This window comes from Exiguobacterium sp. s5 (assembly GCF_018618075.1).
GTDB classification, from domain to species: domain Bacteria; phylum Bacillota; class Bacilli; order Exiguobacteriales; family Exiguobacteriaceae; genus Exiguobacterium; species Exiguobacterium mexicanum_A.
Map to the genome: position 1 here is coordinate 1 of NZ_JACSLK010000008.1, position 24,832 is coordinate 24,832.

General features: G+C 51.5%; 31 protein-coding genes, 2 tRNA genes, 2 rRNA genes and 1 pseudogene. 26 read left to right on the top strand and 10 right to left on the bottom strand.

Translation table 11 applies throughout. From position 1 onward, the window contains the following. The 5 genes from rrf (KNP60_RS14040) to KNP60_RS14060 form a co-directional block, all read left to right on the top strand. A 5S ribosomal RNA gene (gene rrf, locus KNP60_RS14040) occupies nucleotides 1-98 on the top strand; the annotation flags it as partial. A gap of 91 nt (nucleotides 99-189) precedes the next feature. Further along, nucleotides 190-305, top strand: a 5S ribosomal RNA gene (gene rrf, locus KNP60_RS14045). Nucleotides 306-414: 109 nt separating this feature from the next. After that, nucleotides 415-942: a GNAT family N-acetyltransferase gene (locus KNP60_RS14050; protein WP_214797760.1), complete on the top strand. Its 528-nt coding sequence runs from the start codon at nucleotides 415-417 to the stop codon at nucleotides 940-942. Nucleotides 943-959: 17 nt separating this feature from the next. Continuing rightward, complete coding sequence (locus KNP60_RS14055; RefSeq protein ID WP_353048655.1) at nucleotides 960-1,286, top strand: pentapeptide repeat-containing protein; 327 nt, start codon at nucleotides 960-962, stop codon at nucleotides 1,284-1,286. Further along, the gene (locus KNP60_RS14060) at nucleotides 1,279-2,217 is read left to right on the top strand and encodes a coiled-coil domain-containing protein (RefSeq protein WP_034781392.1); all 939 of its coding nucleotides are present in this window, start codon (nucleotides 1,279-1,281) and stop codon (nucleotides 2,215-2,217) included. Before KNP60_RS14055 ends, KNP60_RS14060 begins: the two co-directional genes overlap by 8 nt. Nucleotides 2,218-2,226: 9 nt before the next feature. Here KNP60_RS14060 and KNP60_RS14065 read toward each other — a convergent pair. Then, a pseudogene (locus tag KNP60_RS14065) lies at nucleotides 2,227-2,603 on the bottom strand (HIT family protein). A gap of 52 nt (nucleotides 2,604-2,655) precedes the next feature. Here KNP60_RS14065 and KNP60_RS14070 point away from each other — a divergent pair. Beyond that, a complete protein-coding gene (locus KNP60_RS14070; protein WP_214754684.1) occupies nucleotides 2,656-3,303 on the top strand; it encodes a uridine kinase family protein in 648 nt (215 codons plus the stop codon). Here KNP60_RS14070 and KNP60_RS14075 read toward each other — a convergent pair. Next, nucleotides 3,298-4,077 (bottom strand): sporulation protein, encoded by a 780-nt coding sequence (locus KNP60_RS14075; RefSeq protein WP_214754682.1) that lies wholly within the window; start codon nucleotides 4,075-4,077, stop codon nucleotides 3,298-3,300. The two genes, KNP60_RS14070 and KNP60_RS14075, sit on opposite strands and share 6 nt — an antisense overlap. A gap of 139 nt (nucleotides 4,078-4,216) precedes the next feature. On the opposite strand from KNP60_RS14075, the gene KNP60_RS14080 reads away from it, so the two are divergent. The 7 genes from KNP60_RS14080 (at nucleotide 4,217) to KNP60_RS14110 (ending at nucleotide 7,656) form a co-directional block, all read left to right on the top strand. Continuing rightward, nucleotides 4,217-4,293, top strand: a tRNA-Met gene (locus tag KNP60_RS14080). 25 nt (nucleotides 4,294-4,318) lie between these two features. Continuing rightward, a tRNA-Met gene (locus tag KNP60_RS14085) sits at nucleotides 4,319-4,395 on the top strand. Nucleotides 4,396-4,500: 105 nt separating this feature from the next. Beyond that, a complete protein-coding gene (gene tsaE, locus KNP60_RS14090; RefSeq protein ID WP_034781401.1) occupies nucleotides 4,501-4,950 on the top strand; it encodes a tRNA (adenosine(37)-N6)-threonylcarbamoyltransferase complex ATPase subunit type 1 TsaE in 450 nt (149 codons plus the stop codon). Then, on the top strand, nucleotides 4,947-5,603 hold the full coding sequence (gene tsaB, locus KNP60_RS14095; RefSeq protein ID WP_214754678.1) for a tRNA (adenosine(37)-N6)-threonylcarbamoyltransferase complex dimerization subunit type 1 TsaB: 657 nt from the start codon (nucleotides 4,947-4,949) through the stop codon (nucleotides 5,601-5,603). The genes tsaE and tsaB overlap by 4 nt, the downstream gene beginning before the upstream one ends. Next, on the top strand, nucleotides 5,596-6,081 hold the full coding sequence (gene rimI, locus KNP60_RS14100) for a ribosomal protein S18-alanine N-acetyltransferase (protein ID WP_021065388.1): 486 nt from the start codon (nucleotides 5,596-5,598) through the stop codon (nucleotides 6,079-6,081). The genes tsaB and rimI overlap by 8 nt, the downstream gene beginning before the upstream one ends. Continuing rightward, nucleotides 6,053-7,075, top strand: coding sequence for a tRNA (adenosine(37)-N6)-threonylcarbamoyltransferase complex transferase subunit TsaD (gene tsaD / locus KNP60_RS14105; RefSeq protein ID WP_214764628.1), 1,023 nt, complete (start codon nucleotides 6,053-6,055; stop codon nucleotides 7,073-7,075). The genes rimI and tsaD overlap by 29 nt, the downstream gene beginning before the upstream one ends. Before the next feature lie 14 nt (nucleotides 7,076-7,089). Further along, complete coding sequence (locus tag KNP60_RS14110; RefSeq protein WP_034781407.1) at nucleotides 7,090-7,656, top strand: hypothetical protein; 567 nt, start codon at nucleotides 7,090-7,092, stop codon at nucleotides 7,654-7,656. 50 nt (nucleotides 7,657-7,706) lie between these two features. Here KNP60_RS14110 and KNP60_RS14115 read toward each other — a convergent pair whose 3' ends face one another. Both KNP60_RS14115 and KNP60_RS14120 read right to left on the bottom strand, forming a co-directional pair. Then, nucleotides 7,707-8,114 carry a hypothetical protein gene (locus tag KNP60_RS14115; protein ID WP_034781408.1) on the bottom strand — a complete coding sequence of 136 codons (408 nt, stop codon included), beginning with the start codon at nucleotides 8,112-8,114 and terminating at the stop codon, nucleotides 7,707-7,709. After that, nucleotides 8,111-10,012 carry an ABC-F family ATP-binding cassette domain-containing protein gene (locus tag KNP60_RS14120; protein WP_034781409.1) on the bottom strand — a complete coding sequence of 634 codons (1,902 nt, stop codon included), beginning with the start codon at nucleotides 10,010-10,012 and terminating at the stop codon, nucleotides 8,111-8,113. Before KNP60_RS14120 ends, KNP60_RS14115 begins: the two co-directional genes overlap by 4 nt. A 149-nt stretch (nucleotides 10,013-10,161) precedes the next feature. On the opposite strand from KNP60_RS14120, the gene KNP60_RS14125 reads away from it, so the two are divergent. From KNP60_RS14125 to KNP60_RS14150, 6 genes are all read left to right on the top strand, one after another. Beyond that, nucleotides 10,162-10,818, top strand: coding sequence for a redox-sensing transcriptional repressor Rex (locus KNP60_RS14125; protein WP_029596207.1), 657 nt, complete (start codon nucleotides 10,162-10,164; stop codon nucleotides 10,816-10,818). Next, nucleotides 10,818-11,036: a twin-arginine translocase TatA/TatE family subunit gene (locus KNP60_RS14130; protein WP_034781411.1), complete on the top strand. Its 219-nt coding sequence runs from the start codon at nucleotides 10,818-10,820 to the stop codon at nucleotides 11,034-11,036. The genes KNP60_RS14125 and KNP60_RS14130 overlap by 1 nt, the downstream gene beginning before the upstream one ends. 3 nt (nucleotides 11,037-11,039) lie before the next feature. After that, nucleotides 11,040-11,828, top strand: coding sequence for a twin-arginine translocase subunit TatC (tatC, locus tag KNP60_RS14135; RefSeq protein ID WP_034781413.1), 789 nt, complete (start codon nucleotides 11,040-11,042; stop codon nucleotides 11,826-11,828). 141 nt (nucleotides 11,829-11,969) lie between these two features. Next, on the top strand, nucleotides 11,970-14,609 hold the full coding sequence (locus tag KNP60_RS14140; protein ID WP_214797761.1) for a hypothetical protein: 2,640 nt from the start codon (nucleotides 11,970-11,972) through the stop codon (nucleotides 14,607-14,609). 106 nt (nucleotides 14,610-14,715) lie between these two features. Then, nucleotides 14,716-15,009, top strand: coding sequence for a YesK family protein (locus tag KNP60_RS14145; RefSeq protein ID WP_214797762.1), 294 nt, complete (start codon nucleotides 14,716-14,718; stop codon nucleotides 15,007-15,009). Between the two features lie 192 nt (nucleotides 15,010-15,201). Further along, nucleotides 15,202-16,548 (top strand): FAD-dependent oxidoreductase, encoded by a 1,347-nt coding sequence (locus KNP60_RS14150; protein ID WP_214797763.1) that lies wholly within the window; start codon nucleotides 15,202-15,204, stop codon nucleotides 16,546-16,548. A 76-nt stretch (nucleotides 16,549-16,624) separates the two neighbouring features. Here the strand turns inward: KNP60_RS14150 and KNP60_RS14155 are convergent, their stop codons facing one another. Further along, nucleotides 16,625-16,762 carry a PspC domain-containing protein gene (locus KNP60_RS14155; RefSeq protein ID WP_214797764.1) on the bottom strand — a complete coding sequence of 46 codons (138 nt, stop codon included), beginning with the start codon at nucleotides 16,760-16,762 and terminating at the stop codon, nucleotides 16,625-16,627. A 153-nt stretch (nucleotides 16,763-16,915) separates the two neighbouring features. Between KNP60_RS14155 and KNP60_RS14160 the strand changes: the two genes are divergently transcribed. Next, nucleotides 16,916-17,389 carry a hypothetical protein gene (locus KNP60_RS14160; RefSeq protein ID WP_034781420.1) on the top strand — a complete coding sequence of 158 codons (474 nt, stop codon included), beginning with the start codon at nucleotides 16,916-16,918 and terminating at the stop codon, nucleotides 17,387-17,389. Between the two features lie 16 nt (nucleotides 17,390-17,405). Beyond that, nucleotides 17,406-17,990 carry an NADPH-dependent F420 reductase gene (locus KNP60_RS14165; protein WP_021065376.1) on the top strand — a complete coding sequence of 195 codons (585 nt, stop codon included), beginning with the start codon at nucleotides 17,406-17,408 and terminating at the stop codon, nucleotides 17,988-17,990. Nucleotides 17,991-18,029: 39 nt separating this feature from the next. Here the strand turns inward: KNP60_RS14165 and KNP60_RS14170 are convergent, their stop codons facing one another. Next, complete coding sequence (locus KNP60_RS14170; RefSeq protein ID WP_034781421.1) at nucleotides 18,030-18,389, bottom strand: TM2 domain-containing protein; 360 nt, start codon at nucleotides 18,387-18,389, stop codon at nucleotides 18,030-18,032. A gap of 117 nt (nucleotides 18,390-18,506) precedes the next feature. On the opposite strand from KNP60_RS14170, the gene KNP60_RS14175 reads away from it, so the two are divergent. The 3 genes from KNP60_RS14175 (at nucleotide 18,507) to bsh (ending at nucleotide 20,309) form a co-directional block, all read left to right on the top strand. Continuing rightward, nucleotides 18,507-18,665: a hypothetical protein gene (locus KNP60_RS14175; RefSeq protein ID WP_029596201.1), complete on the top strand. Its 159-nt coding sequence runs from the start codon at nucleotides 18,507-18,509 to the stop codon at nucleotides 18,663-18,665. Continuing rightward, complete coding sequence (locus KNP60_RS14180) at nucleotides 18,662-19,075, top strand: hypothetical protein (protein WP_029596200.1); 414 nt, start codon at nucleotides 18,662-18,664, stop codon at nucleotides 19,073-19,075. Before KNP60_RS14175 ends, KNP60_RS14180 begins: the two co-directional genes overlap by 4 nt. Before the next feature lie 259 nt (nucleotides 19,076-19,334). After that, complete coding sequence (bsh, locus tag KNP60_RS14185; protein ID WP_214797765.1) at nucleotides 19,335-20,309, top strand: choloylglycine hydrolase; 975 nt, start codon at nucleotides 19,335-19,337, stop codon at nucleotides 20,307-20,309. A 32-nt stretch (nucleotides 20,310-20,341) separates the two neighbouring features. On the opposite strand, the gene KNP60_RS14190 is transcribed toward bsh, so the two are convergent. From KNP60_RS14190 to KNP60_RS14205, 4 genes are all read right to left on the bottom strand, one after another. Next, nucleotides 20,342-20,620, bottom strand: coding sequence for a hypothetical protein (locus tag KNP60_RS14190; RefSeq protein WP_214797766.1), 279 nt, complete (start codon nucleotides 20,618-20,620; stop codon nucleotides 20,342-20,344). Between the two features lie 92 nt (nucleotides 20,621-20,712). Beyond that, nucleotides 20,713-21,144 carry a hypothetical protein gene (locus KNP60_RS14195; protein ID WP_214797767.1) on the bottom strand — a complete coding sequence of 144 codons (432 nt, stop codon included), beginning with the start codon at nucleotides 21,142-21,144 and terminating at the stop codon, nucleotides 20,713-20,715. Between the two features lie 129 nt (nucleotides 21,145-21,273). Then, the gene (locus KNP60_RS14200; protein WP_131472784.1) at nucleotides 21,274-21,483 is read right to left on the bottom strand and encodes a YdiK family protein; all 210 of its coding nucleotides are present in this window, start codon (nucleotides 21,481-21,483) and stop codon (nucleotides 21,274-21,276) included. 16 nt (nucleotides 21,484-21,499) lie between these two features. Further along, nucleotides 21,500-22,195, bottom strand: coding sequence for a CPBP family intramembrane glutamic endopeptidase (locus tag KNP60_RS14205; protein ID WP_251131411.1), 696 nt, complete (start codon nucleotides 22,193-22,195; stop codon nucleotides 21,500-21,502). Between the two features lie 213 nt (nucleotides 22,196-22,408). Between KNP60_RS14205 and groES the strand changes: the two genes are divergently transcribed. Together groES and groL are read left to right on the top strand one after the other, a co-directional pair. Continuing rightward, nucleotides 22,409-22,693 (top strand): co-chaperone GroES, encoded by a 285-nt coding sequence (gene groES / locus KNP60_RS14210; RefSeq protein ID WP_021065365.1) that lies wholly within the window; start codon nucleotides 22,409-22,411, stop codon nucleotides 22,691-22,693. A 42-nt stretch (nucleotides 22,694-22,735) separates the two neighbouring features. Further along, a complete protein-coding gene (gene groL, locus KNP60_RS14215; protein WP_058765593.1) occupies nucleotides 22,736-24,376 on the top strand; it encodes a chaperonin GroEL in 1,641 nt (546 codons plus the stop codon). Nucleotides 24,377-24,832: the final 456 nt, after the last annotated feature.

Here is a 24,832-nt window from a genome sequence, read left to right on the forward strand (position 1 = left end):
GCGGCCACACCCGTTCCCATGCCGAACACGGAAGTTAAGCGCTTCAGCGCCGAAAGTAGTTGGGGGTCTCCCCCTGTGAGGATAGGACGTTGCCAGGCCAACGCGAAGGACGATCAAGCAGATGCTTGGTCGTTCTTTTTTTTATGAAAGTGTTGACAAACGGGATATATAATGCTAATATAATAATTGTCTAGTGGCGATAGCGAAGTGGTCACACCCGTTCCCATGCCGAACACGGAAGTTAAGTACTTCAGCGCCGAAAGTAGTTGGGGGTCTCCCCCTGTGAGGATAGGACGTTGCTAGGCCAACGCGAAGGACGATCAAGCAGATGCTTGGTCGTCCTTTTTTGTCGTTTCCTTTGAAACTTTTCATCTAATCTTCTCGTATGAAGAGACAGAAGAGGGGGAGTCAAGTATGCAAATCCGTGAAGCGACAGTCTCAGACTACAAGGCGTTCACTGAGGTTTCACGAGCGAGTTTTAAACAAGAGGCAGATCGTCTCCGATTACCATATCGGGACTTAAATATTGAACCACCGGGTTATGATGACCAGGCGATGAGCTTGTATTTGATTGAACAATTGATGTGTTATGTCATCGAACATGAAGGACAAGTCGTCGGGGGAGCCGTCGTGACGTTGACAGGGAAAGATTACGGACGGATTGACCGCATCTTTATTCATCCATACAGACAAGGTAAAGGGATTGGAAAACAGGCACTACAGTCAATCGAGAGGCTTCATCCGACTGTACGAATTTGGGAGTTGGAGACATCAGCAGCCCAACCCCACAATGTGGCATTTTATCGGGCAGTCGGTTACCAATCCGTCTTCGAATCAAGCGAAGAGGTCTGTTTCGTCAAACGAGTAAAGCAACCCGTAGATGAAGCAATCACATTGCGATATGAAGAGCGCTCGATCAAAGGTGCCAAGCGTATGGAATAGATGCGAGTCAAATCGCCATCACGAATAGTAACGTCTCAGAACTACGGGCCAGCAATTGTAATTTCACGAGGAGCCAATTCCGCAATATTAACTTCAGAGAAACCGAGTTCGACGACTTGAATCTTTCCGGCTCACAATATCGATTCGTCACCATGTACGAGTCAGGACGGCCGACGACGTTCTTCCATACAAACCTGACGAACACGATTATGAAAAACTGTCGGCTTGATGGGGTCCAGATCGAGGGTTCATCGATTGACGGCTTAACGATTGATGGGGTACACGTCAAAGACCTGTTAGAACATTATCGAAAAGAAACTGGAGGAATGAAACGTTATGAGTGATCTCTACCAAACCCAACACGACTTACAACAACAGATGGCAGAACGGGACCGACTCGCCCGGAAATTAAAAACACTCGACAAGCAAATTGCCGAACATGAAGCTGTGCGAAAGCAACTTCTCAATTCGTTTACGAAAGAACAACGCGATGTCTATGACTTAGATTCATTCTCGCTCGTCAACGCATGGCGTAAACTCAGGGGAACATTCAACGAACAAAAAACGATTGAATTAGAAGAGGCGGCCCGGGCCGAATTGAAGTTACGAGAACACGAGGCAATGGTCGATGAGTTAGGGCTTGAACGTCGTGATTTATATGAAACCTTTGAGACGTATAACGGGATTGACGCAGAGTGGGAAGCGTTCGTAAAAGAGAAAGAAGCTCACTTGAAGCAGGATCCTGAAGTTAAGGAAACACTATATCGGCTCACGAAGCAGCAAGTGGAAACGAATGAGGTGCTCATTGAGTATAAAGAAGCCATTAGTGCTGGACATACAGCGCGGACTGCCATTTCAAGAACACTGAAACATCTCGACAGTGCAAAAGGCTGGTCGACGTATGATACGTTCTTTGGAGGGGGTTTGATTGCGACAGCGATGAAACATGATGCCATCGATGCCTCGGAGCGGAAGATGCATGAACTTCAAGCCGCACTTGAGCGATTCTCGCGGGAGTTGGCTGATGTGAAAGGCGTCGTCAGCGGATTACAGATTGAACGCGGATCACTGATCCAGTTCGCTGACTATTTCCTCGACGATATTTTCTCGGAATGGACGATGCATGGACGAATCAACGATTCACTGGATAAAGTGAACGGGCTCGATCGAGAAATCGCTAAACTGATCGAGAAAATGACAAGAGAAGTCGAACGTTTGGAGCGACAACTCAAAGAAATAGAAGCGAAACGAAAACAGCTCATCCTTACGCGGTGAGCTGTTTGGTCATTCTGGTCGTTTCAACCAATGGCGTAACCCTTTCCCGGCATGGGGACCTGCCGTGTAACGCGGGATGACATGCAAGTGCGCGTGGGGCACGGTCTGGTTTGAAGCAATTCCGACGTTCCAACCAAGCGTATAGCCGTCAGGGCTATACGTCTCTTCGAGGAACACCTTCGCTTCGTGGAGCAGTCTGTATGTATCATGCCATTCGAAGGCGTGAGATCGAACGTCGTCGCTCGGTGTTGTTTCGGTACGATGATGCCTGAACCGACGAGCACGTCCTGTTCACGATCATGCATTAAAAAGTAGCAGGTCTCGTTCTCGGCAACGATTCGTTGTGATGGATCAAGCTGTGGATGACAAAATGGACAAGTGGACATCGGGATTGGTACACTTCCTTTCTATATGAAGTGTACCAAAAGGGGGATTCAAATGAATGATTTGATCGATTATATCGTCGACGAAGTCGGGCAAGAAAGACATACGGTCATCGGGATTTCGGGACACGGAGGTGCCGGCAAGACGACGTTCGCTGATGCTTTACGCGCGCGTCTTGGGGACGTGAACTATATCAATACCGACCCTTACATCACGGATTCGATGTTACGGAAGAGTGCTATAATCGACTATACGGTCGACGGTCAAACGCATCACTACAAGATGACGGCCTGTCATCCTTCCGCGCATCACTTGCTGTCACTCGAGCGTGATGTCCGGATGGTACGAGAAGGCATCGGCTTTTATACGATCGACGTCCCGTATCTCGAACGGACTTGGATCGATCCAGCAAAACGAGTCACCATCATCGAAGGGATGAGTGTCGCCTTCCTCGAACCTCACTATTTCGATGTATCGGTCTATTTGTATACGGATAGCGAGACTGAGTTCGCCCGTCGTTCTGTTCGGGACATCCAAGAGCGTGGGATGGACCTGGGCTACTTGAAAACCTCGCACGACGAGCGTCGGTTTCAATACGAACTGTTCATGCATCCGCATCGTGAGAAGTTCCAGACGGTCGTCTCGACAAGCGATAATGTTTGGACGATTGAGCGGAGCCCACAAAAAAACCGCTCATCATGAGCGGTGGCTGCGTAACGTTTCTTGGATCCCGATCCCGAGCCGATCTTGTTCGCGCTCGAGTTGGTCCCACGTGAGCGAGCGATGGCGCAACGTGACGTCGTTCGCAATCGACTCAAGTGTGCGTTGCTTCTCGATGTTGTCGAGCCAGTAATAGACGTCGACCCCATCCTCATCGATGCGCCAGAACGATTTGACGACTTCGAACTCGTCGGCCCAGTCGCCGACCGGCTTAAACCCATACTTCTCGACGAATGGATACGGCCGTTCTTCTCCGAGCGGGTCGATGACGTTGCGGACGAACATGAGCTCGAGGCCTGCATGTTCGGTCGCCTCTAACAAGCGTTTCAAAGCGGGGAGCGGTTCGACTTCGACATTCTCGACAACATCGAACCAAACCCGTTTGCCGTCCGTGTCCCAGACGGTCGCTTCCACACTATACGGAGCGCCCGCTGTCGACGGGGCATACATCGTTAAATCAAACGTGAACGGGATATGCTCTTCAGCACCTGGTTCGAGGACGACCGATAGAGGGATTGGGACTTCTTGAAGATCGGCCTCGCGGTTGAACTCATTTCCTTCGAGCGTGATGTCTTTGAAAGTCGTCAAAAAGTTAAGCGTCAACTCCTGCAGTCGCACGACATGTGAAGTGGTGTTCGACACGCGTAACGTTCCATGGACGGTTTCGTTCGGGAGAAACGGTACGGTGTGAAAATAGACGGATGCATCCAGTTCGGAAAAGAACCATTTTTTAAAGCGATTACCCCATTTCGACATGACGGTCGCGCCCCTTTTCTCTAGTAAGTTACACTCCTTATCATGTTCCCGATTCCAATTCTCAAAAAACATTTAGAAAAAGGTTGCATTTTATAACTACTTCACTTATTATAGAGGATGTCGAAACAATTCAAACCATCGCGGGGTGGAGCAGTCTGGTAGCTCGTCGGGCTCATAACCCGAAGGTCGTCGGTTCAAATCCGGCCCCCGCAACCAATTTTTATTTAATTTCATATGTCGTCGCGGGGTGGAGCAGTCTGGTAGCTCGTCGGGCTCATAACCCGAAGGTCGTTGGTTCAAATCCAGCCCCCGCAACCAATTTTTTAAATGAGATAGCGAAACGATGACGTTTCGTGTTTTTTTTTGCGCAAAATTGAGTGTACAATGAGTACGTATCGCTAGAACCACTAAAGGAGAAACATCATGTATACATTGATTACCCATTCTGCGGCCGAAACGCAGGCGGTGGCAGAAAAACTCGCCACGCTCGTCAAAGCCGGAACGGTCATAACGTTGGACGGCGACCTCGGTGCCGGCAAGACGACGTTCACCCAAGGCTTTGGTAAAGGCCTCGGCGTCACGCGTAACGTCAACAGCCCGACGTTCACCATCATGAAACAATACCAAGGGCGCTTGCCGCTCTATCATATGGACGTCTATCGTCTCGAAGACACGGGGGACGATATTGGCCTCGAGGAATACATCAACGGTGATGGTGTCGCCATCGTCGAATGGTCGAACTTGATCGAGTCGTCACTTCCGACGGAACGGCTCGCCATCACAATCGAGCGAGTCGGGGACGAGGAACGTCAGTTGACGTTCGCGCCCGTCGGCGACACGTATGATGCACTCGTGAAGGAGGTGCTCGCATGAAACAACTCATGATTGACACGTCGACGACACGTCTGTCTGTCGCCTTGAGTGAGCACGGACAGATTCAAGCCGAGGCGACGGTCATGGTCTCGAAAAACCATGCCGTCACGCTCATGCCGATGATCGAACAATTGATGAACGCGGTCAAATGGACACCGACCGAACTCGAACGCATCGTCGTGACGACAGGTCCAGGGTCTTATACGGGGATTCGCATCGGTGTCACGACAGCGAAGACGCTCGCCTACACGCTTCAGATCCCGCTCGTCGGGGTCTCGGCGCTCCGTCTTATGGCGGCGGCCCCGAACACGGAGCTCCCAGTCGTCGCGCTCATCGACGCCCGTCGAGGGAATGCCTATATCGGGCATTATCAACAGAACGAGGCCGTCACACCCGACCGTCACGCCTCGGTCGCCGCTTGGCTCGAAGCCAATATCAGCGGACCATTCGTCGTCGTCGGCGACGTGGAGCCGTTCCGTGACGCACTCGCGTCTTACGACTATACCGAAGCACCGGCCGCGCATAGTTACGGCCGTGCGAGCGATCTCGTCGCCTTAGGTGAGGCCACGAATGATGTCCATGCGTTTGAGCCCGAGTATCTTCGTCTCGCTGAGGCGGAAGCGAAATGGCTCGAGGGACAAAACAATGGCTGATATTAAAATCCGGCGCATGACATGGCTCGACGTCGAAGAAGTGACCAAAGTCGAGGAGGCCTCGTTCGCTATTCCGTGGACGAAAGAAGCGTTCATGAACGAGATGCTCCGCAATGACCAAGCGATCTATTTCGTCGCTGTGCATGAACGACGCGTGGTCGGCTTCGTCGGGGTTTGGCAAATCGTAGACGAGGGGCACATCACGAACATCGCCGTCTTACCGGAATATCGTGGGCAAGGCATCGGCAATCTGCTGTTGACGCAACTCGTTGAATTTGCCCGCTCGAAGTCACTCGCGGCGCTCACGCTCGAAGTGCGCGTCTCGAACATCGGCGCCCAAAAGCTGTACGAACAGTTCGGTTTCGAAAATGCCGGACGCCGGAAACGATATTATCAAGACAATAATGAAGACGCCTATATTTACTGGGCGAAGTTAGGAAGTGAAACAGATGGACACATCGCTCATCCTCGCGATTGAGTCGAGTTGTGATGAGACGTCGGTCGCGCTCGTGCGTGACGGTAAGACGCTTTTATCGAACGTCGTCTCGTCGCAGATTGAAAGTCATAAACGGTTTGGCGGGGTTGTGCCCGAGGTCGCCTCGCGCCACCACGTCGAACGGATCACCTACGTCATCGATGACGCCCTCAGTGAAGCGGGTGTGACGATGCAAGACGTCGACGCCGTCGCGGTCACGCAAGGACCAGGTCTTGTCGGGGCACTCCTCGTCGGAATCAGTGCGGCCAAAGCGCTCGCTTTCGCCCATAGCAAACCGCTCATCGGCGTGCATCATATCGCCGGACACATCTATGCGAACGAACTCGTCGAAGAGATGGAGTTCCCGCTCGTCTGTCTCGTCGTCTCGGGCGGACACACGGAGCTCGTCTATATGCCCGAGCACGGTGTGTTCGAAGTCATTGGGGAGACACGTGACGATGCAGCCGGAGAAGCGTATGACAAAGTCGCACGGACGCTCAGCCTTCCTTACCCAGGTGGACCTGCCATTGATCGTCTGGCAGCCGACGGGGAAGACACGTATAAATTCCCACGGGTTCGGCTCGAGGCAGGAAGTTTCGACTTCAGCTTCAGCGGGCTCAAGTCGTCGGTGATTAATGCCGTCCATAATGCCGAACAGCGTGGGGAAACGGTCATCCCTGAAAACTTGGCGGCCAGCTTCCAAGCGAGCGTCGTCGAAGTGCTCGTCGAGAAAGCGATTCGTGCCGTGAAAGAAAAAGGCGCGAAGCAGCTACTCGTTGCGGGTGGTGTAGCGGCCAACCGTGGACTCCGTGCCGCGCTTCAAGAAGCGACGGACCGCGAAGGCATCCGCCTCGTCATCCCACCACTTGATCTATGCGGAGACAACGCCGGTATGATTGGAGTCGCGGCACATCACGCGTATGTGCGCGGAAAGCGCGATACACTGGCGATGAATGCGGTTCCTGGGTTATCCTTAGAAGAGAGCATGACAGTCTAGGGGGAAATATACAGATGATGAAACGCATAATCATTGGAGGTCTCGTCGTACTGCTCGTCGTCGCGACGTTTTTGCAAGTACGGGAGATCATCCGCGCTTATAATATCGCCTATCAAGAAGAAATCGTTCCGGAAGCGACACGCGTCCGGTCGCTCACGGGAGCGGAATCGCTCGAAGGCATCGGCCGGGTCACGGGTGAGAACACGCTCGTCGAGACGTTGTACGGCTATAAGAGCTTAGACGATCAAGACATCGAAAGCGTCATCGTCGTCGACCGCAACCTCGGCGTTCAGCCGAAAGCGAGCGATGCGTATTATCAAATCGCACCGGGACGAGAAGCAACCGAAGAAGAGGCGGCGAAGTTCGAGGACATTGTCAACGAGTTTGACGAAGAGCAATTGTTCGCCCAAGTCATCTCGACGCATGAGGCAAAATATGTGACGAACGACGAAGAGGCGCTCACATTCTACAAAGTGTTCGTCCGTGACGTCGATACGAACGAGTACGTGTTTTTTATCACGGAAGACGGCATCAAGCTCGACTTCCACACGCGCGGTTTCCAACCGTTGCGTTATTTCTAAACGTAAAACAGGGAAGCTGACCTCCACAATGGAGTGCGGCTTCCCTGTTTTTATACTTCTGGATGATGTTTCTTTTGTTTATACCACATATTCACTCGGCTCACGACATAGACGATCAAGGCGAGCACCCACATGAGGAGCGTCGACTGATAGAAGTGGCCCCATACCGAGCCGGGCGTGTAAAAGCTGTGCACGGTCACATCGACCGGCCAGACGACGAGGCGGATAAACAGCGTGCTCATGAGCAGACCGCTCAACAAGCTGATCACAATCCCGCTCCACGTCTGGATGATGAAGCCGATGACGACCGGCAGGAAATAAAACAGGAACGACGGGACGACGGTCGGTTCCCCACGAATCAGTTCGGATACGTACTCCGTCCCGGTCGGCACGATGTAGGCGAGACCAGTCAGGAAGGCGTGCATCCACTCGATTCGCATCGCACGGAATCGCATCATGAATGGAGCTCCTCCCATTCTGCATACAGCGCCGTGATCGATTCTTTCGTCGCATCGGACTCGGTCGACAGTTCCTGTGCCCGAGCGAAGTCGTTGAAGACGTCCGGTTCACACAACAGCTGCTCGATTTCCTCGAGCCGGGCCTCGTGTTGCTCAATCGTGAGCTCGATCTCCTCGATCCGTTGTTTCATCCGGCGCTCCTCGCGTTGCTGTTCCTTGTCGGCGCGCTGTTTCTTGACGATGACTTGTTTCGTCTCTTCACGAGCGAGTCGGGCCAGTTCTTCGAGTTCTTCTTTCTTCTCGACGTAGTACGAGTAATCACCGAGGTATTCGTCGATGCCGTTCGGCGTGATCTCCAAGACGCGCGTCGCGAGCCGGTCGATGAAGTAACGGTCGTGGGAGACGAACAAGATCGTGCCCGGGTAGTCGACGAGGGCGTTCTCGAGAATCATCTTCGAGTCGAGGTCCAAGTGGTTCGTCGGCTCATCCAAGATGAGCAAGTTCGGCTGCTCGAGCTTCAGTTTCGCGAGCGTCAAGCGGGCCCGCTCTCCACCCGACAGTTCATGGACACGTTTCATGACGTCGTCACCGCTGAACAGGAACTGACCGAGCAGGCTGCGCACTTCTTGTTCGCGCATGAGCGGCCAGTCGTTCCAAATCTCGTCGATGACGCGGTTGGCATCCGACAAGTTCTGTTGTTCCTGGTCGTAGTAACCGATCTCGACGCCGGTACCGTAGCGGATGTCACCGGTGAGCGCCGGCTGTTGTTTCGTCAACACTTTCAAGAGCGTCGATTTGCCGACTCCGTTCGGACCGACGAGGGCGACCGATTCGCCACGCTGCAGCTGGAAGCGGAGATGCTGGGCGATCGGCTCCTCATAACCGATGGCGAGGTCGCTGCCGCTCAACACGTCGTTCCCGCTTTGGCGTTTGATTGCGAACGAGAGGACGGCACTACGCTCGTCACCATCCGGCACGTCCATCCGGTCGATTTTCTCGAGACGTTTGCGGACGCTCTGGGCCCGCTTCGTCGTCGTCGCCCGGGCGATGTTGCGCTGGATGAAGTCCTGCATCTTGGCGATCTCTTCTTGTTGCGACTCGAACTGCTTCTTCTCTTGCTCATAAATCGCGGCCTTCTGCTCGAGATACTTCGTATAGTTGCCGACGAAACGACGGCTCCGGTGGCGAGACAGCTCATAGACGACCGAGACGACGCGGTCGAGGAAGTAGCGGTCGTGGGAGACGATCAAGACGGCGCCTTTATAACCGCTCAAATACTTCTCGAGCCAGCCGAGCGTCTCGATGTCCAAATGGTTCGTCGGCTCATCCAAGATGAGCAGGTCTGGACTTTGAAGGAGCATCTTCGCGAGGGCGAGGCGGGTCCGTTGTCCACCGGAGAGCGTATCGATGCGGCGCTCGAAGTCGTCCGGATAGAAGCGCATTCCGTGAAGGACGGAGCGGATCGTCGCCTCGTATTGATAGCCGCCGCGGTCTTTGAACGTATGCTGTTCTTCATCGTAAGACGACAGCAGGCGCTCATAGGCGGCCGGGTCGTTCAAGATGCGCTCAGATCCCATGTCTTGTTCCATGCGGCGGAGCGTTTTTTCCTGTTCAATTAAATCGGTGAAGACGGTGAGCATCTCGTTCCAAATCGTCTCGTTCGATTCAAGTCCTGAATCTTGGGCGAGATAGCCGATCGTCACATCTTTTGGCTTCATGATATCGCCTGAGTCATAGTTGTATTCCCCGGCGATGACTTTGAGCAGTGTCGACTTGCCGGCGCCGTTCCGGCCGACGAGGGCGACGCGTTCGCCTTCTTGGATTTCGAGTTTGACGTTCTCTAAAATCGGCTCGACGCCGAATGATTTCGATAAGTTATTGACTTGCAGTAGGATCAAGTGAAAAAACCCCTTTCTCTCTATTTAGTATACTGTATTTTTTAGTCTTTTCAGGTATATTCGTTGAGTGGTTATGTGAATTCGTTTACAATCAAGGTGTATGAAATTAGATTCGTTTGAAACGCGTCGTAAAAAGGAGGCTCTTTCCGTTGAGTCAAAACGAACCAAAGATTCCGCAAGCGACAGCCAAACGGTTGCCACTATACTATCGGTTTATCCAAAGCCTGCATTCATCAGGAAAACAGCGTGTCTCTTCTGCTGAACTGAGTGAGGCGGTCAAGGTCGATTCGGCCACGATCCGTCGCGATTTCTCGTACTTCGGTGCGCTCGGTAAAAAGGGATATGGCTATAACGTACAGTATCTGTTAGACTTTTTCCGTAAGACACTGAATCAGGACGAGATTACGAACGTCGCCTTGGTCGGGGTTGGTCATCTCGGGACAGCTTTCGTCAACTATAACTTCCTTAAAAACAATAACACACATATCGTCGTCGGGTTCGACGCAGACGAGACAAAAGTCGGCACGACGATGTCCGGTGTCCCGATTCATCACGTCGATGAGATGGAACAGATTATGAAGCAAAACAAGATTGACGTCGCGATTTTGACGGTGCCGTCTGCCTATGCACAGCCTGTCGCGGATGACTTGGTCCGCTTCGGCATCAAAGGCATCTTGAACTTTACACCGGCCAGGCTTACTGTGCCGGATACGGTCCGCGTCCATCATATCGACTTGTCGATCGAACTCCAGTCGCTCATTTACTTTATGCAACACTATCCATCTGCTGAGGGGGTCCATCAATAATGGAATTACTATTATCGTCACTCGTCGTCGGTATTCCAGGCGGAGCAAGTCTGTTTGTCATCGCGATTATCGCGCTCATCATCTTCGGGCCGAAGAAATTGCCTGAGTTCGGCCGTGCCGCCGGACAGACGCTCCGTGAGTTCAAAAACGCCACGAGTGGCATGATGAACGAGCATGACGAGAAAGACAAGAAAGAAATTGAGAAGAAAGAGCAGTAAGCGATGAGCCATCAACCTGATCAAGAACGGGCACTGTCCGACCACTTGACAGAGCTGCGGAGACGACTGATGCTGTCGGCATTTGTCGTCTTTGCCTTCTTTTTGATTGCTTTGCCGAGTGTCAAATATGTGCTCGCCTATCTCCAGGCCGACCTCGTCGAACGAGGCCTTGAATTGAACGCCTTTGGGGTCGCGGACCCGCTCATGATTTACTTGAATTTGGCGCTCGTCATCGGGCTCGTCGCGGCTGGTCCGTTTCTACTGTATCAACTGTGGGCGTTTGTCGCACCTGGTCTGCATCCGAACGAGCGGAAAGCGACGCTCGCCTATATTCCGATCATCTTTATCTTGTTCCTCGTCGGTTTGGCGTTTGCCTACTATTGGTTGTTCCCGCTCGTCCTCGATATCTCGACGGACCTCGGGCAAGACCTTGGTCTGACGCAAATCATCGGGGCGTCGAACTACTTCACGTTCTTGTTGCAACTGACCATCCCATTCGGACTGTTATTCCAGTTGCCGGTCGTGACGATGTTCTTGACGCGCATCGGTGTCGTGACGCCGTACTTCCTGTCATCGATCCGGAAGTACGCCTACTTCGCCTTGTTCGTCGTCGCGGCCTTCATCACGCCGCCGGATTTGACGTCGCACCTCATGGTGTCACTGCCGCTCTTCTTCTTGTATGAGATCAGTTTATCGATTTCACGCATCACGTACCGGGGTGTGCTCCGACGTGAGAAAGAGGCGATGGTGAAAGAACAGATGGATTTGATGAAACAAATGAATGAGAAGTGAACACCATGTCATGCGACGTGGTGTTTTTTTGATTTTAGGGCTATTCAATTTTGAAAAAACAACTTAAAATTAGGAGGGTTAAATCAAAAAAATGGATTATTTTTGAAAGTTATGCATTCATAAACAGAAATGAGGAGAGTAATGAAGAAGTGGTTATGGAGCATGCTCGTGGTGCTCGTCATGATGGTAGCACCGGGAGTAGAAGTCCGAGCAGAAGACTATGCCAAACCGGAAATCATTCCGGCAGGAGAAGTCGTAGGAGATAGTGGGTATGTGTGGCGTTCGGGAGATCCGGAGACGCTTGTTCACATTCAGACCGGTGAGGAATATACGTTACCGATTCGCGTGTCTGCTGCTTATAATATGTATGCCATCGGAGACGGCCGATTTATGTTAAAAGGATGGCCGGAGTGGGTGATGTGGGATATACGTACGAATGAAGCGACGACATTCCCAATCGAAGCAGGAAGTGAGAATCGACTCGTCTCAACGAATGTAACAACAGGAATGATGTTATGGGCTGATGACGAAAAGTATATCATCACATCGATGTCAGGTGATATTCTCGGATCGCTCACGAAAGGCAGCGATCAGGTATACAGTCTGCTCGATGATGGGAACGTCCTCGCGTTCGCCGACGGTCAAGTGACGAAGCGGACGGTTACAGGAGAGGTGCTTGAGACAATCAGTTCCTATTCAGGACAGGTGAGGTGGGCCCGTCACATGAAAGAAGCGAATCAATGGTTCGTGATCAAAAGTGATGACTCGGAGCACATGTTTATTTTCGATTTGGCGACGAAACGATGGATTGAGAAAGATGCAGCAAACGTAAGTAATCTTACGTGGAAAGATGGCACCTACTACTTCATGACGCGAGAAATGTATACGACATTCTATGTCAGTTATAACGTCAGCACGAATGAGTGGAAAGAGGCACCGATTGATGATGCTGACATTCGACAACACGGTCCTTGGTACGTCTTTGGTATGAAGAAGACGGAAGTGTACACGCCGGAGTCTTTATGGAAAGCACCATGGCAACTGAATGTCAATGTGCCGAAAACGACGAATCGCTATGAGGTAGGTCGTCCATATGACGTCAACGGAACGGCCACGCTCGTTGATGGTACGGCCTTACCGATTCCAGCGACTGAGCTGACGGCACGTTTAGCCTATCAAGACGACCCGTTCGTTTGGGAGCAAGGGAAACTGACGTTACAGACGAATGAGTCGTATGACATGATTTTTAAGTGGAACGATTTTGAGCGCCGGTTAGACTTATGGGCATCGAACTATGTGCCACTCACACTCGACCCGCCAACCGGTGTCTTAGGCCCGATCAGCGGGAAGACGGCACCGAACACGCCGGTGTTTGTCAGTGTGACGAAAAACTTGTATCAATCGAACTCATCGGATTCATTGTTGAACTATCAATCGGCGACGGTCCAATCGGATGAGTCGGGGCGCTATACGTGGCAACCGGCGCGGTGGTTCACACCTGGATCGCGTGTGACTGTGAAAATCGGTAGTGGGTCAGGTGTTTACGCCGATCCGATTGAACTTCAGACGGTCAAAGAAAGTGACGATACTTCATCAAATGGTATCTCGGTTCTGACGAAAACGGTCACTTCAGGTGTCACATTGAAAACGACGCCGAACGCCGCAGTGGATGTGTTGATTCGCAGTGGGAAATACTACGAAATTTCGAATGAGCAGGCAGATGAAGACGGACTCATTTCGATTAAAGAGTTTAATACGATGCCTGTAGACATCGGAACAAAAGTCTACTTCAAATTAAAAGAGGCACCTGCTTCAGCGTTCCGGCTCACAACCGTGGAGACAAGAGTGGAACCGCCTGTCTTTTCGTGGACTCGGACACCGTTAATATATGACAAATCCATCAACATCACATCGAGTACCGATCAGGCCTATCGCATCTATCGAAATGGTACGCATGTGGCGACAACACGCGTCATGCCGTACACGTTCGAGACGCCATTAAAAGAAGGGGATGTCATTCTCGTCACACGTTCGAGCGGCGATGCGACGTATGAACTCACGAAGACGGTTCGTGCGTTCACTCCGACGCTCAGTGTAACTGACACGTTGATGACAAAGACACAAGCGACACTCTCAATCAAAAAGACGAGCACGGCGACAGTGCGCTTCTATGTAAATGACAAACTCGTCTCGGCCAAACGCCTATCGACGACACGTTACACCGTCCCCGCCAAACCGGGGGATCGTGTTCGCGTCAAAGCATCGGTCGGCTCGAAATCGCGTGACGTCTCGATCCAGTTGCCGAAAACGTCGCTGTCGACGCTCTCGATTAATGATGAGAAGTCACTCTGGGTCGGGTACGTGATCCCGAATAGCACGGTCACGTTGAAGAACGGTTCGAAAGTATTGGCTACTGCAAAGGCGAGCAGAACCGGACGTGTGACGCTCCGCTTCACGAGGCAACCGGTCAATGCGACGCTCTCGTTGACGAGCCAAAGCGGGACGTTCCGACATGCGCAGACGGTGAAGGTGACGACTGGACCGACACCGACGCTCGCGACGACGATTCCATCGAGCGCATCGAAGACACTGAAGGCGACATCGAACGTCGCGTATGGCACATTGACGCTCACGCGGGGGTCGACGGTCCTCGCGAAGAAGACGGTGACGGCCACGTCGACAACGCTCAGTTTCACCCCACAAAAGAAAGGAACGAAATTGACACTCCGTCTCGTGACGCCAAAAGGCCGAAGCGTGACGAAGACGATTTACGTTCGTTAACAAAAAAGCCATTCGCGATGATGCGGATGGCTTTTTTTAGAGATAGGGAACGAGGGAAAGCCGTGATACGATGAAACCAATCAAACATAGGTCAGGGGGAGAAGCGATGGCTTGGGAGTACTACGGGGATGAACTCATCATCATCGGCGTGTTGACGACAATTTTGTTGATTGCCGTGCTGAACTTTTTGAAATCGCGATTCAAGCGGAGACTCGTCTTCTCGTTGACGTTGCTCCTCGTGGGATACATATCGTGTATCATCGGACTCGTCTTCGTCCGCGGTTGGGACGCGCTGGGCTGGATTTTGATTGGCATTAGTCTGTATGTAATCGGTCTCCTCACCTATATCGGCGTCGTTATCTATCACTGGGTCAAAGGACGACGCACCACAAACTCATAAGTGAACCGTTCCGGTTGCGGGACGGTTTTTTTGTTGTCACACATGGAGTTCAAACTTTAGACATAATTACGTGAAAAAGTGAGCAAAGGGATTGTCAAACCTTCTTGTGAAATAGTACACTAAGTTCAGAAAGTAAATGTGATATTTATCACAAACACTAACTTACCTAACACTCAAAGGAGAGACAACCATATGAAAATCGCAGTCATCGGATGTACACACGCAGGAACAGCAGCAGTCAAAGGATTACTCGCCAAGCACGACAATCTCGACATCACGGTGTATGAGCGCAACGACAACGTCAGCTTCCTCTCGTGTGGGATCGCCCTCCACGTCGGTGGTGTCGTCAAACGTGCGGAAGAGCTCTTCTACGCGTCACCGACCGAACTCGAAGAACTCGGCGCGACGATGCGCATGAAGCACGACGTGTTGAACATCGACACGGAAGCGAAGACGGTCCATGCGAAAAACCTCGACACGGGAGAAGACGTCTATGACACGTTCGACCGTTTGATCGTCACAACTGGTTCATGGCCGATCGTCCCGACGCTCCCTGGCATCGAGATGACTGGGATTGAGCTCTGCAAAAACTATGGCCACGCCCAACGCATCATCGAGCGGGCGAAAGATGCGACGAACATCGCCGTCATCGGTGCCGGCTATATCGGTGTCGAGCTCGTCGAAGCGTTCGAAGTGTACGGTAAACACGTCACGTTCATCGATAGTGCCGACCGCATCTTGAACAAGTACCTCGACAAGTCGTTCACGGATCAACTTGAAGCGGACATGACGTCACGTGGCATCGACCTCGAGCTCGGCCAGACGGTCGAAGCGTTCCGCGGGACAGATGGAAACGTCACGCACGTCGTGACCGATAAAGGTGAGTTCGAGGCTGACCTCGTCATCCTCTGTGTCGGCTTCCGCCCGAACACGGGACTCCTTCAAGGCCAAGTCGACATGCTCGGCAACGGCGCCATCATCGTCGACGAGTATATGCGCACGAGCAACCCGGACGTCTTCGCGGCTGGTGACAGCTGTGCCGTCTATTACAACCCGGCGCGCACACATGCCTACATCCCGCTCGCGACGAACGCCGTCCGCATGGGAACGCTCGTCGCTGAGAACTTGATTGCACCGCGTGTCCGTTATCAAGGGACGCAAGGAACGTCAGGTCTTCGCCTGTATGATTGGAATATCGCCTCGTCAGGTCTCACAGAAGAAGCGGCCGCCTTGTTCGGCCTCGACGTCGAGAGTGTCGTGATTGAAGATGCGTACCGTCCGGAGTTCATGCCGACGGCTGAACCGGTTCAGTTCAAACTCGTCTATGAAGTCGGCACGCATCGCGTCGTCGGTGGACAAGTCCTCTCAAAAGCGGACATGACGCAAGCGGTCAACACGTTGTCGCTCGCCATCCAAAACGAGATGACGGTCGAAGAGCTCGCCTATGTCGACTTCTTCTTCCAACCTCACTACAACAAGCCATGGCACTTCATCAACAGCGGGGCGCTCGCGGCGATGAAAGACAAAGTCAACGCATAAAAAAACTCGGGAGCCGCGGCTTCCGAGTTTTTTATAGATAGCGTGGAGCGTCCTTCATCGAGTTGGCGAGGATCATCTAGATGAGAAAGTTCCCCGGTACGATCAGGAAGAGCAGACGAACGCCGAGCGGGGACAAGTCAAAGTATTCAGCGATGCCGCCGCAGACACCGAAGAGTGAGCGGTTCGTGGCAGATTTGCGAAGCGGACGGGACATAAGTGTAGCTCCTATCTCAGTTGTGATATGAAAATTTTACCATATAAACCTACTGGAAATGTATAGGTTCCACAGGTTTTTTTTCGTCTGAAGCCGGGGAAGGGGTAAGAGAAAGCTGATGTGTCACCTGGTCCTGTCAAAGGAGGAGCCAATATGGCCAAGAAGGAAAAACAACCGTACCATATCGTCACGTTCACGTTTCCAGAGGAGTCGATCTCGTATCAAGCATTCAGCAAGTTGAAGAAGTACCACGCCGAAGGACTCGTCGGGTTCGAACAACTCGTCGTCATCAAGCGTGAAGATAACGGGGCCTTCTCGTTCGAGGACGCCGTCCAACTGACGCCGACGAACAAGTCGACGAAAGGTGCCTTGATCGGGATGGCCGTCGGGATTCTCGGCGGACCGTTCGGGATTCTATTCGGCACGCTCACGGGAGGACTCATCGGAGGAACGAAAGATTTGAAACACGTCCAGAGCATTCAAGAGACGTTCAAGCGGACGGTCGGAAATATCGAGCCTGGACAGACCGGGGTGATGGCGATTGGGGAAGAGTTCGATCACTCGGTGCTCGATGGACTGGCGGCTGAACTTGGCGGCACGGTGACACGGACGGACGAAGAACTGTGAAGGGGAGTCGAACTATATGAAGATTGGTATTTTAGGGGCCGGAAAAGTCGGGCGGACGCTCGGACGCAAATTCGAGGACGTCGGCTATGACGTGTTGTACGGGACACGGTCAGAACGGGAAGGGACGATGTCGCTCCAAGAAGTGGCATCGAATGCGCAAATCTTGTTATTGACGACACCGTTCGCGGCGGCCGTCGATTTGATTCAATCGCTTCGGGACTTGGACGATAAGATCGTCATCGACGTGACGAATCCAATCGCCAAAGAGTTTGACGCGATCGAGCGACCGGAAGGGAAATCAGGGGCCGAGCATCTGCAGGAACTCGCACCGCACGTCCGCATCGTCAAGGCGTTCAACCAGACCGGCGTCGAGAACTTGGAGAATCCGAACATGTCGATGATGTTCATCGCCGGAGACGAGCAAGAATCGGTCCGGGCCGTCCAAGACCTTGCCTCGAAAATCGGCTTCGACGCCCATACGCTCCGGCACTTGAAGCTGGCGCGAGAGCTCGAGTCGCTCGCGTGGCTATGGATTCATTACGCGACGAAAGAACGGAAGCATCGGAACTTCGCGTTCTACTTGAAAGAGAATAGCTTCTAACAGAAAAGACGGTCACGCGTTGGCGTGACCGTCTGGTCGTTAAAAGGCAGCTTGACGCTCAGAGCGAGTCTTCAACGACTCGATTGTCTCGCGTTCGATGGCTTCGACTTCGCGCTGTTGCCAGCCTGGCATGAGGAACGCGTCGACGAGCGCCCAAATGCCGGCGACGAACAGCCCGATAAAACCAATCAATACAACCGTAAGGACGATTGAACCGACCGTGAGAGCAAGCATCGCGAGGGCGCTACCGGTTTTCTTGAAGTAGAAGCGGTGAGCACCAAATCCGCCGAGGAAAAACCAAAGCAAATACGCGACGACGAGATTGCGTTTCTTTTTCTCGACTTCGCTGTTGACGAGGAGCATTTCCTCCGTCGATAAATCGGTACGTGAATAATTCATGATAGGATGTGCCTTCTTTCCGAGAATTGATATAATGAATGCAGATTTTATTGTACCGGGAAACGGATGAATTCCCATGATTTTCTATTTATTTTTTTGGAAGTGAGGAATGAACCAATGGGTTTTGCGATTGTGACGTTCATCGTCGCGTTTATTCACGTCATCGCGGGAGCGGTCGTGTTACATAAATATCCGCAATATAAGTCGATCGCCATCAGTGTGATCGTACTAGGTTTCTTATATGGTGTGTTGACGGTTGGGTTTATTGTGTTATGAAAAAATCACCAACGATGCTACGTATTCGGGGGAAGTTCTCGAATCAAGATGTATTAAAACTAGGGACGGGCGTTATGCTCGGGTTTGTCGTATTGGAGCTGCTGCTCGGGGACGTGCCTCAAAGTACTTTGATGTCGTTCGCGTTCGTCCTCTATTACTGGCGCCGTGACGTGGCGTATGCACAAGGTGACGCGAGAGGGAAGGCCATCGGGGAACAGGCAAGTACGTTCACGCTTCGCGTCGTGATTGTCCTATTGATGATCGGCTTCTTCATCTCGTTCCGTGTCGAGACACTCGACCATTCCTTGCGTGCTCTCATGCATTACGGGTTGGCACTCATCTTCGGGTTAAAGGGCTTTGGTCTCTGGTTTTTTCAAGACCTCGAACCTTCTACCGAACGTCACGCATAACATAGCGGGAAGACCTGGCCGACGCGATATTTTTGTTTGTATTCTTGAGCTTATTTGATGCAGACTAGCTAACGATAACGATGCTACTATGGCATCGATTTCATCCACGCGTTGAAAGGAATGTACATGATGAATGAGTGTCAAGACTTCGAGACCGGTCAGGTGAAAGCCTGACCGGTCTTTGGTTGAAGTTCCTCGATAACGTGAATAGGACAAAGAGTGCTGTTATTGTCTGCATTGGATTGGAAGGAGTCTTATTATGTGTACAGCAATCACGTACGCTCCGCACGCCCACTACTTCGGCAGAAACTTAGACCTGAACGTGTCCTATCACGAGCAAGTGACGATCACGCCCCGACACTATTCGTTTAACTTCAGACGGATGGGCGAGAATGCGAACCATTACGCGATGATCGGAATGGCGACCGTCGTGGAAGACTATCCGCTCTATTACGAGGCGACAAATGAGAAGGGACTGAGCATGGCCGGGCTGAACTTCCCGGGGAATGCCGTGTTCAAGCCGGAAGTCGACGGACGAGACAACGTCTCCCCGTTCGAGTTCATCCCGTGGATCCTCGGCCAGTGCGCGACAATCGAGGAAGTGAAAGAGCGACTGGCGACGATTCATCTGATCAATCTCAATTTCAGCGACGCGCTCCCGCTTCACCCGCTACACTGGATGATCGCCGACAAGGATACTTCGATTGTTGTCGAGCCGATGGCGGACGGGTTGCGCGTGTACGACAATCCAGTCGGGGTCTTGACGAACAATCCGTCGTTCGAGTATCAGCTGTTCAATCTGAATGATTATCGGCACGTCTCGACGAAACTGCCGGCCAATACGTTCGCGCCGACATTGAACCTCGATGCCTATTGTCTCGGATTAGGCGGGCAAGGCTTGCCGGGTGACTTATCATCGACGTCGCGCTTCGTCCGGGCAACGTTCGCTACATTTAACTCGGTCTGCGAACCGACCGAGGCGTCAGGTGTCGGTCAATTTTTCAAGCTGTTGGATACGGTGATGCAAACGCGTGGCTTGAACGAGGCCGAGGACGGGACGTACGAGTACACCATCTATTCCTCATGCTGTAACGTCGACGACGGTATCTATTATTACCGGACGTATGACAACAACCAAATCACGGCCGTGTCACTGTTCCATGAACCGTTAGACAGTGAGCAATTGATCACGTATCGCCTACAACACCACCAACAGATTCATTATGAGAATTGAGAACAGCCCTCTTCGCGTGAAGGGGCTGTGTTTTACAGTGTGTCGTTATAGAGCGGGGCCTCATCGTCCGTGCTGATGATTTTCAGGTGACGCTCGTCTTTCACGTAGACGCTCTTATAAGCCACACGTTCACCTTCATAGAACAAGATGACGCGGTTGCCGTCGTTATCCGTCTCGACTTTCGGTTCATACTGTGCGATCTCAATCGTCTCCTCGAGCACGCCATACTCTTCGTATGTAGACAAGTCGTCTTCGTTTGAGCAGGCGACGAGAAACAGGGAAGCGACCATTGCGAGAATTACTTTCTTCATCATACCTCTCCTTATTTGATAGTTGACCTATCAAATATAACGCAGATTGATATCTTTTTCAAAAGAGAGCCAGGATGAGTCAGAGCGGATGGTCATGCGCCGATGACTAAAACGACACGTCCTTCTTCTAACGCAAGTGACTTGATGTTTCCGACTTTAACTTTTTGGAGCGGGCCGATCGCACTCAAGTCGAGCGTCAGCGTTCGGGCATCGTAAGTGATATAAGGGGAGTGGTTTAAAAACTTGTCGTTGAAGAGTTCTTTATCCGTAGGCTCGACCTTCACGACAGTGAACACAATTTTCCGCCTGTGAATCTCTTTTGGCACCAATGTCAGTTTCATCCGAACATCTTTCGAGAAGAAAGCGACCCCGACTTTCTTTGACCCTGCTAAAATCAATTGTCCGTTTGTGATCTCGACGGTCACATCCGACAGCTCGGGGATTTTTGGACTTATGAACGATTGAAGTTTGGACGCCTCGAGTGGGACTGTGACAGCTACGTTATTCATCATCTTCTTAAACATACAACCAGCTCCCTTTACCATTTTTATACTTCCCTAAATGATTAATACCTTTATTTTACAATCTTGAATCCTTTGTTTGGGAGAAAGTGATCCATAAGAAAAGACCAAGCTGCGCGCTTGGTCTTTTCGTTAGGCCGATTTATCGTTATTTTCTTTTTTCGCTTTTCGAGCGAGCGTCAAAATTTGATACACCTTGAAGAAGTCATACGCGGCTACGGCGATGATGAAGTACGTCCAGAAGCTGAAGCCGTACTCCTGCACCGAGTAGTAGGCGAGGACGGTGAACAGAATCCCGAACGAGAGACTGAACAAAAACATAACTTTTAAGTGTCGCGGCATCAATGCCACCTCATTTCTACATTAAGAATAATACGACCATGACGAGCGCGTTGTTGAACGCGTGAATCGCGATCGGTACGATCAAGCGACGCGTCTTGGCGTAAGCGACCGTGAAGGCGAAGCTCATCGCCACGTAAACGAGAATCTTGTTGTCACCGTGGATGAGCGCGAACAAGAGCGAGCTGACCGCGAACGCGATCCAGAACCCGAAGCGGGCGCTCAAGTTGCCGAACAAGATATGACGGAACAGAATCTCTTCCATGATCGGTCCGAGCAAGACGACCGAGAGCGTCATGACCGGGACGAGACGGACGATATCCGCGATTTGCTCGGTGTTCTGTGACCCCATGACGTCACCTGAGATCGCTGTCTCAATTAAGTTGGCGACGATGACGAGTCCGTACTGCATGAGAATCCCGAGCCCGATCCATTTGACCGTGTCGTTCAAATTCGATTGGATGCCTTGCTGCTTATATAGCTTCAAGTCGGGCCAGAGCAAGAAGACGGAGATGATGATTGTCACGCTGAACCCGATGGCGAACCAGAGCCCGGTTGCGGTCGGTGTGATCCATTCTGGACGCACTCCGCTAATCAATACCGGAAAGAATTGAACAAACGCATACAGCAGAATCGGGATGATATGCCGGAGCCGAATGTTAGGCGCCATCGAAAAACGGGTATTTATCGATTGGTTTGAGTTTAGTGTAGCCAATTGAACACGTCCTTATTCCTAAGAGTCAACGTTCCTTTTGACCATTGTATCAAATAAGGTCTCTTGACCGCGAGTGGGAGCATTTTTTCGATGTTCCCGCTTGCATTTTAAGGCGTCTCATACTACACTAATCAATGTTAGCACTCCTTTTTGACGAGTGCTAAAACTTACGATTCAACGATACATCATTCATATTCGGAGGAGGTTTTTTCTATGTTAAAACCACTAGGCGATCGCGTCATCATCGAAGTCGTGGAGAAAGAAGAAAAGACGATCGGAGGCATCGTGCTTCCTGACACGGCGAAAGAAAAGCCGCAACAAGGACGCGTCCTCGCAGTCGGTACAGGCCGCGTCACGGACCAAGGTGAGCGAATCGCGCTCGACGTCAAAGAAAATGATTTGGTCATCTACTCGAAGTACGCGGGTACCGAAGTGAAGCATGAAGGCAAAGAATACTTAATCGTTCGAGAGAGCGACATTCTCGCAATCGTAGGCTAAGACTCACCATTTTTCAAAAACTTTTCTAGGGGGAAATGAACAATGGCAAAAGAAATTAAATTCTCAGAAGACGCACGTCACGCGATGCTTCGCGGTGTCGACGCACTCGCTGACGCGGTAAAAGTCACAATCGGACCGAAAGGACGCAACGTCGTCCTCGAGAAGAAGTTCGGCTCACCGCTCATCACGAATGACGGTGTGACGATCGCGAAAGAAATCGAACTCGAAGACCACTTTGAAAACATGGGCGCGAAGCTCGTTGCTGAAGTTGCGTCGAAGACGAACGAAGTCGCAGGGGACGGTACGACAACGGCGACAGTCCTCGCTCAAGCGATGATCCGTGAAGGTCTCAAAAACGTGACAGCAGGCGCGAACCCGATGATCCTCCGTAAAGGAATCGACAAAGCGGTTCGTCGTTCACTTGAAGAGCTCAAGCTCATCTCGAAACCGATTGAGTCGAAAGAAGCGATCGCCCAAGTCGCAGCCATCTCGGCAGCGGACGAAGAAGTCGGCGAGTTGATCGCAGAAGCGATGGAACGCGTCGGTAACGACGGCGTCATCACGATTGAAGAATCACGCGGCTTCACGACAGAACTCGACGTCGTTGAAGGCATGCAGTTCGACCGTGGTTACTTGTCACCATACATGATCTCAGACTCAGACAAGATGGAAGCGGTTCTCGACAACCCGTTCATCTTGATCACCGATAAGAAGATCTCGAACATCCAAGAGATCATCCCAGTGCTCGAGCAAGTCGTACAACAAGGGAAACCAATCCTCATCGTTGCGGAAGACATCGAAGGCGATGCACTCGCGACACTCGTCTTGAACAAGCTCCGTGGTACGTTCAACGCGGTCGCGGTCAAGGCACCAGGCTTCGGCGACCGTCGTAAAGCGATGCTCGAAGACCTCGCGACGCTCACAGGCGGCCAAGTCATCACCGAAGACCTCGGCCTCGAGCTCAAGTCGGCAACGCTCCAACAGCTCGGACGCGCATCGAAAGTCGTCGTCACGAAAGACACGACAACGATCGTCGAAGGTGCTGGAGACGAAGCAACGATCAAAGCACGTGTTCAAACGATTCGCAACCAAATCGAAGAGACATCGTCTGACTTCGACCGTGAGAAACTTCAAGAGCGTCTCGCGAAACTCGCAGGCGGCGTAGCCGTCGTCAAAGTCGGCGCAGCGACAGAGACAGAGCTGAAAGAACGTAAGCTCCGCATCGAAGACGCGCTCAACGCGACACGCGCAGCCGTCGAAGAAGGGATTGTCGCAGGTGGTGGTACGGCGTTCATCAACGTCATCCCAGCCGTTCGTGCGTTACTCGCAGAAGTGACAGCGGATGAAGCGACAGGTGTCAAACTCGTCCTTCGTGCCCTCGAAGCACCGGTCCGTCAAATCGCGGAAAATGCGGGTGAAGAAGGTTCGGTCATCGTCGAGAAGCTTAAGAACGAATCGGTCGGCATCGGTTACAACGCCGCAACTGGCGAGTACGTCGATATGATCGCTCATGGTATCGTCGATCCGGCGAAAGTGACGCGCTCAGCACTTCAAAACGCAGCATCAGTATCAGCCATGTTCCTCACAACAGAAGCGGTCATCGCAGACAAGCCAGAACCAGCAGGCGCTGGTGGCGGCATGCCTGACATGGGCGGCATGGGTGGAATGGGCGGAATGATGTAAGTCATACGCTTTAATAGAAACCATTCATCAGCGAAAGCTGGTGGGTGGTTTTTTATTGTTATGCGTGATAATTGAGAAAATGTGAATTTCCATCAATTATTTGTTTTAAAACTTCAATTCTTGTTCCGTATTTAGTAACTAATTGTGAATATGTTTGTGCTAAACTTCATATAGGATATTACATTAATTATATGGATTTTATTGTTAATATAATGCATGTAAACATCTTATATATTACAAAAATAGATTCGCAGATGGATTTTCTTAATCATTGTAGATAGGAAAAGAAATCACTGTAAGTTCAGCAAAACAAGAAAGCAAAAGTCTAGATTTAAAGAAGTATTTCTATACGCTCGTCAAGGGAATACAATCTTTATATAATAAATGGATTTAATAAGGTTAAATACATGAAAATTAATTTAATTTAGTGAACCTTATGAAGGGGTAAAGGTATTA

What these genes read in the sequence shown, in the direction of transcription:
- groES (WP_021065365.1), top strand. Translation starts at nt 22,409, where the DNA reads ATGTTAAAACCACTAGGCGATCGCGTCATCATCGAAGTCGTGGAGAAA.
- KNP60_RS14110 (WP_034781407.1), top strand. Translation starts at nt 7,090, where the DNA reads ATGATGAAACGCATAATCATTGGAGGTCTCGTCGTACTGCTCGTCGTC.
- KNP60_RS14075 (WP_214754682.1), bottom strand. Translation starts at nt 4,077, where the DNA reads ATGTCGAAATGGGGTAATCGCTTTAAAAAATGGTTCTTTTCCGAACTG.
- KNP60_RS14050 (WP_214797760.1), top strand. Translation starts at nt 415, where the DNA reads ATGCAAATCCGTGAAGCGACAGTCTCAGACTACAAGGCGTTCACTGAG.
- KNP60_RS14145 (WP_214797762.1), top strand. Translation starts at nt 14,716, where the DNA reads ATGGCTTGGGAGTACTACGGGGATGAACTCATCATCATCGGCGTGTTG.
- KNP60_RS14190 (WP_214797766.1), bottom strand. Translation starts at nt 20,620, where the DNA reads ATGAAGAAAGTAATTCTCGCAATGGTCGCTTCCCTGTTTCTCGTCGCC.
- KNP60_RS14180 (WP_029596200.1), top strand. Translation starts at nt 18,662, where the DNA reads ATGAAAAAATCACCAACGATGCTACGTATTCGGGGGAAGTTCTCGAAT.
- KNP60_RS14115 (WP_034781408.1), bottom strand. Translation starts at nt 8,114, where the DNA reads ATGATGCGATTCCGTGCGATGCGAATCGAGTGGATGCACGCCTTCCTG.
- KNP60_RS14200 (WP_131472784.1), bottom strand. Translation starts at nt 21,483, where the DNA reads ATGCCGCGACACTTAAAAGTTATGTTTTTGTTCAGTCTCTCGTTCGGG.
- KNP60_RS14130 (WP_034781411.1), top strand. Translation starts at nt 10,818, where the DNA reads ATGGAATTACTATTATCGTCACTCGTCGTCGGTATTCCAGGCGGAGCA.
- tsaE (WP_034781401.1), top strand. Translation starts at nt 4,501, where the DNA reads ATGTATACATTGATTACCCATTCTGCGGCCGAAACGCAGGCGGTGGCA.
- KNP60_RS14195 (WP_214797767.1), bottom strand. Translation starts at nt 21,144, where the DNA reads ATGTTTAAGAAGATGATGAATAACGTAGCTGTCACAGTCCCACTCGAG.
- KNP60_RS14060 (WP_034781392.1), top strand. Translation starts at nt 1,279, where the DNA reads ATGAGTGATCTCTACCAAACCCAACACGACTTACAACAACAGATGGCA.
- groL (WP_058765593.1), top strand. Translation starts at nt 22,736, where the DNA reads ATGGCAAAAGAAATTAAATTCTCAGAAGACGCACGTCACGCGATGCTT.
- tatC (WP_034781413.1), top strand. Translation starts at nt 11,040, where the DNA reads ATGAGCCATCAACCTGATCAAGAACGGGCACTGTCCGACCACTTGACA.
- KNP60_RS14140 (WP_214797761.1), top strand. Translation starts at nt 11,970, where the DNA reads ATGAAGAAGTGGTTATGGAGCATGCTCGTGGTGCTCGTCATGATGGTA.
- tsaB (WP_214754678.1), top strand. Translation starts at nt 4,947, where the DNA reads ATGAAACAACTCATGATTGACACGTCGACGACACGTCTGTCTGTCGCC.
- KNP60_RS14175 (WP_029596201.1), top strand. Translation starts at nt 18,507, where the DNA reads ATGGGTTTTGCGATTGTGACGTTCATCGTCGCGTTTATTCACGTCATC.
- KNP60_RS14150 (WP_214797763.1), top strand. Translation starts at nt 15,202, where the DNA reads ATGAAAATCGCAGTCATCGGATGTACACACGCAGGAACAGCAGCAGTC.
- KNP60_RS14165 (WP_021065376.1), top strand. Translation starts at nt 17,406, where the DNA reads ATGAAGATTGGTATTTTAGGGGCCGGAAAAGTCGGGCGGACGCTCGGA.
- bsh (WP_214797765.1), top strand. Translation starts at nt 19,335, where the DNA reads ATGTGTACAGCAATCACGTACGCTCCGCACGCCCACTACTTCGGCAGA.
- KNP60_RS14155 (WP_214797764.1), bottom strand. Translation starts at nt 16,762, where the DNA reads ATGTCCCGTCCGCTTCGCAAATCTGCCACGAACCGCTCACTCTTCGGT.
- tsaD (WP_214764628.1), top strand. Translation starts at nt 6,053, where the DNA reads ATGGACACATCGCTCATCCTCGCGATTGAGTCGAGTTGTGATGAGACG.
- rimI (WP_021065388.1), top strand. Translation starts at nt 5,596, where the DNA reads ATGGCTGATATTAAAATCCGGCGCATGACATGGCTCGACGTCGAAGAA.
- KNP60_RS14160 (WP_034781420.1), top strand. Translation starts at nt 16,916, where the DNA reads ATGGCCAAGAAGGAAAAACAACCGTACCATATCGTCACGTTCACGTTT.
- KNP60_RS14070 (WP_214754684.1), top strand. Translation starts at nt 2,656, where the DNA reads ATGAATGATTTGATCGATTATATCGTCGACGAAGTCGGGCAAGAAAGA.
- KNP60_RS14170 (WP_034781421.1), bottom strand. Translation starts at nt 18,389, where the DNA reads ATGAATTATTCACGTACCGATTTATCGACGGAGGAAATGCTCCTCGTC.